Annotated in this window: 4 protein-coding genes; all 4 read left to right on the forward strand. The window is 46.5% G+C overall.

Features of this window, described 5'->3' with window-relative positions:
* Positions 1-1,436, forward strand: a 1,436-nt coding sequence (locus tag KDK16_RS12430; protein WP_257276364.1) for a lipopolysaccharide assembly protein LapB, incomplete at its 5' end; no start/stop codon positions are given.
* 416 nt (positions 1,437-1,852) lie between these two features.
* Positions 1,853-3,388 (forward strand): WD40 repeat domain-containing protein, encoded by a 1,536-nt coding sequence (locus tag KDK16_RS12435; RefSeq protein WP_257276365.1) that lies wholly within the window; start codon positions 1,853-1,855, stop codon positions 3,386-3,388.
* A 65-nt stretch (positions 3,389-3,453) separates the two neighbouring features.
* Positions 3,454-5,016 (forward strand): WD40 repeat domain-containing protein, encoded by a 1,563-nt coding sequence (locus KDK16_RS12440; RefSeq protein WP_257276366.1) that lies wholly within the window; start codon positions 3,454-3,456, stop codon positions 5,014-5,016.
* Between the two features lie 153 nt (positions 5,017-5,169).
* On the forward strand, positions 5,170-5,655 hold the full coding sequence (locus tag KDK16_RS12445) for a WD40 repeat domain-containing protein (protein WP_257276367.1): 486 nt from the start codon (positions 5,170-5,172) through the stop codon (positions 5,653-5,655).
* The last annotated feature ends 559 nt before the right edge of the window (positions 5,656-6,214 follow it).

The raw sequence follows: 6,214 nt of genomic DNA on the forward strand, positions 1-6,214 counted from the left end.
CCCTGGTGCGACTCTGGCAGACAAAAGGCAAACACGAATGGTCTGAAAAATTGCTACTGGACATGACGGGTAAGCATCCCGGTGCCAGTGAAGAGATTCTCTGCCGACCTTTTGGACGTCTTGATATTGATATGACTCTGGTTCGACACTGGGAAATCATGGGCAAATATCACCTGGTTGGAAGATTGCTGTTGAACATGAGTAACAAGCACCCCAGTGACAGTGAAGAAAGCCTGTGTCTGCCCTGCGGAGTTTATGAAATTGACTTGGCCATGGTTCGATACTGGGAGGATGTAGGCCAATATAATACGGCTGAAAAGCTGCTGCTGAACATGATGGGCAAGCAGCCCAACCAAAATATAGAAATCTTGTGTCAATCCTGTAGAGATCATCAATTAGATCTGGCTTTGGCACGACTCTGGCATATGATGGAGAAATATGAATGGGCTGAAAGACTGCTGCTGAGCGCCAGTGACAAAGACCCCAATGATAATGCAGAACGCCTGTGCAAGCCTTGCGGGAATAAACATATTGATCTGGCCCTGATAAGAAATTGGGAGATACAGGGCAAATATATATTGGCTGAAAGGTTGCTGTTGAACATGGTTGGCAAATCTCCCTTCGCCAGTATGGAAACGCTGTGCAAGCCCTATGGCGATTCGACAATCGACCTGACTCTGGTGAGACATTGGGATGTGGTGGGCGAATATAAACGGTCTGAAAAACTGCTGCTGAACATGAGTGACAAGCACCCCAAAGACCCTGAAGAATTACTCTGCAAACCCTGTGGGCAGCCTCTGGTTGACATCGCCCTGATGCGAACCTGGGAGTCAATGGGCGAGTATAAACGATCTGAAAAACTGTTGCTGAACATGATTGGCAAGCACCCCGATAACGATGAGGAAGACCTGTGCAAGCCTAGCGGGAATCATGATCTTGATCTGGCCCTGGGACGTCTCTGGGAGATAATGAATAAAACAGAACGGGCCCAAAGACTGATTCATCGTTGCTGTGATTTATACCATACGAGTGAATGTGAGTTGGCACTGCTTAATTCCTATGCCGGGACAGCGAGATTTATGGAAATGATTACCGGGTATCAGGAAAGCGCCAATATATTGCTGTCAAACTCGATCCATTATTTCCGACTGGCCTCTCAACAAATAGCAGACAATGACCCTGGGTCAGGACAAAGTAACCTTAAAAAGGCGCTTGAGTATGCAGAATCCGTACTAGAGAAACACCCCGGGAATGCAGGCGCCTGTTCGCAAAAAGCGCACTGTCTCAGAATGATGAATGACCGTAAAGAGGTTTGGAGCGAATGGTTCAAAAAAGCCAATGCCCTTGACCCCGGACGGTTAGGGAAGTTTAAAGCTAACGACATTTGGCGAATCATCGAAGCTCGAGCCGTTCAAAAGGTGAAGGATCTGGCATAGCCAACCTGAGCGCCTGCGGCGAAAATAAGAGTCTGACCAATGAGCCAGAAATATTGAATTCCAAAGGGTAAGTCATTAAGGCACTTCCGTTTGTTGCTCGTGGTTCGAGGAACGATCGGTCTTCGGGCACGCCTTCAACTATTCGCCATCGGCGAACCACCGCGCGCAGGATGACAACCAAGAAGGAAGTAATGATTGCTTGCTGCCAGTGAATGACACCACTCAGCTTGAATTGAAAGACAGAAATCCACTTTCTGCTTATTGATCATGGTCTCGAATCAGAGTCCTGATTTTATTCGTTGAACTTAACAACATGTCATGAACTTTTTCTCAAAAACCGACTCAAACAATCTCAACCAATTTTCGAAGTCCTTGATAATAACCAAGGTTAAATACTCACTTTCAGGGAACAAAGCATGAATGGTGTAGATAATAACTGCAGTATTGCAGGTTCACACTCATTGGCAACCAAGCAAGCTCATTCGGAAATAACAACGGGAATCAGTGCAGGTAGAAGTATTACTGTATCTGGCGAGGAAAAAAAGGAAAAAACGTCATTACTGGATTTATCCGCATTTCCCCTCATATTTCGTTATTTAAAACTTCGGGATATTCGCAGTTTGGAACAGGTATGCACCTATCTTCACGCTGCGGTAAAAGAAAATAACGCACTGGCAAAAGCCTGGTATCGGCAGTTTTTTTCAACACACCAGTACCAACTAAGGACAGCCATCACTACAAAAAATGATCACCAATTCCGTAGCTGGTTTGAGTCTTTTTCAAATGATAAGGCATTAGTGGACTCATTAACCAATCGCAAACGAGAGGCTGTTTTTTGCCCTGCTCTGTTGTACTTCAACAAGACTAACCTGATGTCTGAATGTAAAACATTTAAATTGGAAACAAAAGACACCATTCACGCAAATGCAATTATCAGAACAGCCGCCCTTAGTGTCGATGGCCGTTACCTGGTCACCGCCGTTGGAGACAACTCGGCAATGGTCTACGCTCAAGGGGCTAATGGATCCTGGGTAATAAAAACCGCCATTATCCATAATGACCTTGTCACGTCAGCCAACTTCAGTCTTGATGGCCGCCATGTGGTCACCGCCAGTCGGGGTCGCGAGGCGAAAATATATAGCCTGGGACGCGATGAATCATGGGAAACAAACGTTACCGTTACCCTTGACTCTGCCATCAGATCAGCCAGCTTCAGCCCCGATAGCCAACATGTGGTGATCGTCAGTATGGAACGCATGGCGCAAATCCATAGCCTGAAGAACAATGGATCATGGGAATTAACAGCCAACCTTTACGATGTTCGCTCAGCCACCTTCAGCGCCGATAGCCGCCGTTTGGTGACTGCCGAACGTGGTAGCACAGAGATGAAGATCCATAGCCAGAAGTCCGATGGATCATGGGAAGTAAAAAATATCATTCGCCTTGAGGATAGTATCAACTTAATCAGCTTCAGCCCGGAAGACCGCTATGTGATAACCCTCAATGGGCATTCCAAGGCGAGAATGTATCGCTGTGAGACCAATGAATCATGGAAAAGTGTGGTCGAAATTCAACACAAGCAAGTTATCCATTCGACTACTTTCAGTGCGGATGGCCGCCATGTGGCGACTGCGAGCCTGGATGGCATAGTAAAAATCTATGGCCAGAGAGCCGGTGGATTATGGGAAGAAAAAACCATCATTGATCACAAGCATTCAGTTGAATCAGTGACCTTCAGCTCTGACAGTCGCCACCTGGTGACTACCTGTCATAGCCACACAGCGAAAATCATTGGTCAGGAAGCCGATGGGTCATGGGTGGAAAAAGCCTGCATCACCCATGCTTGCTGGATCTTATCTGCCACTTTCAGCGCCGATAGCAGCCGTGTGATAACCGCAGGTTGTGATGGAACGGTGCAAATCACTGAACTACAGAGGAGTGACGTATATTAACTCAATCAACGTTGGACGTCCTTGCGAATCATTAAGGATAAAAACTCACTTTCAGGGAACAAAGCATGAATGGAATAGGTAATAACTCCAGCATTGCAGGTTCATACTCACCACCACCCAAGCGAGCTCGATTGGAAACACCAGCGGATTCCGGTTCGGGTTGGAGTATCACTGTATCTGACAAGGAAAATAAAGACAGGCCCTCATTGCGAGATTTATCCTTACTATCAAGCTCCCTCATTTGTCGCTATTTAAAGCTTCGGGATATTCGCAGTTTAAAACAGGTATGTACCTACCTTAACAACACGATCAAACAGGATAATGCTCTGGCAAAAGCGTGGTATCGGCAGTTTTCTTCATCACACCGGTATCTGCTATGGACAACCATCACTGCCAAAAATGAGAACCAACTCCATGATTGGCTGAAGACTTTTACGAATGATAAGGCGTTAATCGATTCACTGACAAATCGCCGACAGAAGAGTGTTTATTTACCTGCTCTGTTATATTTCACCAAAACTAACCTGATGTCTGAATGTGAAAGATTTAATTTAGTAACAAAAACCATCATTAAAGAAGATGACGAAGTCAAATCAGCCTCTCTCAGCGCTGATGGCCGTCACCTGGTGACGGCCAGCATCGATCATTCGGCAAGAATCTACGGCCACAAGGCCGATGGATCATGGGAAAAAAGAGCCATCATTCCCCATAACAGGTGGGTCAAATCAGCTATCTTTAGCCCCAATAGTCAATATGTGGTGACTGCCAGCAACGATAGCAGGGCACAAATTTACGGCCCCGGGTGCAATAAACGATGGAAATTAAAAGCCATCATTTCCCATAATCATTCGGTCAAGTCAGCCTCTTTCAGTGCCAATGGCCGCCATGTGGTGACTGCCAGTTGGGATAGAACGGCGCAAATCCATAGCCAGAAGGACGACGGATCATGGGAATTAACAGCCACCCTTTTTCACAATGATGCTGTCCAATCAGCCATTTTCAGCGCCGATGGACGTCATGTGGTCACCGCCTGCTGGGATAAAATCGCGAAAGTTCATACCCTGAAAGACGATGGAACATGGGAAGTAAAAGGTACCCTTTTCCATAAAGGTCCTGTCATATCAGCCAACTTCAGCCCCGATAGTCGCTATGTGGTGACTGGCAGCAAGGACCGCAGGGCGAAAATCTATGGCAGGGAAACCAATGGATCATGGGTACGAAAAGCCATCATTCACCACGAAGATGATGTCAACTCAGCTACCTTCAGCCCCGATGGCCGCCATGTGGTGACTGCCAGTAATGATGGCAGGGTGAAAATCTATGGTCAGAAAGCCAATGGATCATGGGAAGAAAAAACCAACACATACCATAAGGATGGAGTCAACTCGGCCAGCTTCAGCCCTGATGGCCGTCATCTGGTGACTGCCAGCAAGGACGGAACGGCGAAAATCATCGGGCAGGAAGCTGATGGGTCATGGTTAGAAAAAGCCAGCATTGCCCATAAAGGCTGTGTCTGCTCAGCCACCTTTAGCGCCGATGGTAGCCACGTAGTCACAGCCAGTGACGACTGCACGTTGAAAATTACTGAACTACGGAGGAGTCATCAATTGTTTGCTGCCACTGAATGACGCCATTCTGCACGTGTTCATAGAAAGAGACTTTGTTAGTTTCATTCAACAACACGCTATGAACTTTCATTCTGAAACTGAGTCTAAATCGCAGCATCAATATTGACTGCCCGTGCTGATCGAATATAAATACCCACTTTGGAGGAACCTGACATGCACGGAATACATGATCACTCCTGCATTAAGGGTTCAGAATCAACACCATCCAAGCGAGTTCGATTGCAAACACCTGCGTGTGCCAGTGCGGGTAGAACGATCAAGCTGGCTGATAAGGAAACAACGTCATTGCTGCATTTATACTTATCATCATTTTCCATTATTTTTCGCTGTTTGAAACTTCGGGATATTCGCAGTATGGAACTCGTATGTACCCGCCTTCGCGATGAAGTCAACACGGCCATCTTCAGCCCCAATGGCCGCCGCATGGTGACTGCCAGTTTCTTCGATGGCACGGCGAAAATCATTGCTCAGGAGCCTGATGGGTCATGGTCGGAAAAAGCCAGTATTTCCCATAATACTCCGGTCCGATCAGCCAGCTTCAGCGCCGATGGCAGTCATGTAGTCACCACCAGTTACGACGGCATGGTAATAATCACTGAACTGCGCAGGAGTGATTTATTGCCTGCCGTCACTGGGTGAAGCCATTCTGCGTGCGCTGAAGGACACTTTGTTCGTCTTGCTTAACAATAAAATGAACTTTCATTCCAAAACCGACTCTAACCTGTGGCATCTATCTTGATCAGGTTTGCCAATCGGGGATATACACCTGCTTTCACGGAATAAAGAATGAATGTAATAGATAATAACTTCAGCATTGAGGGTTCAGACTCACCACCATCTAAGCGAACTCGGTCAGAAACACCGACGGGGACCAGTGCGGGCAGGTCCATCACTGTGCCTGATCAGGAAATTAAGAAAAAGTCGTCATTACAGGATTTATCCTCGTTATCATTTTCGTTAATTTTTCACTGTTTGAAACTTCGGGATATCCGCAGTTTAGAACAGGTATGTACCCGCCTTCGTAGTATTGTTAGAGAGAATAATGCATTGGCAAAAGCATGGCATCGCCAGCTTCCTTCACAACACCAGCATCATCTGAGAATGACCATCACCACAAAAAATGAGAATCAACTCCGTCATTGGTTGAAGTCATTTACGGATGATGAGGAGTTACTCGACTCACTCACCAATCGGCTGC

It is taken from the genome of Endozoicomonas sp. SESOKO4, assembly GCF_024606275.1.

What these genes read in the sequence shown, in the direction of transcription:
- KDK16_RS12445 (WP_257276367.1), top strand. Translation starts at nt 5,170, where the DNA reads ATGCACGGAATACATGATCACTCCTGCATTAAGGGTTCAGAATCAACA.
- KDK16_RS12435 (WP_257276365.1), top strand. Translation starts at nt 1,853, where the DNA reads ATGAATGGTGTAGATAATAACTGCAGTATTGCAGGTTCACACTCATTG.
- KDK16_RS12440 (WP_257276366.1), top strand. Translation starts at nt 3,454, where the DNA reads ATGAATGGAATAGGTAATAACTCCAGCATTGCAGGTTCATACTCACCA.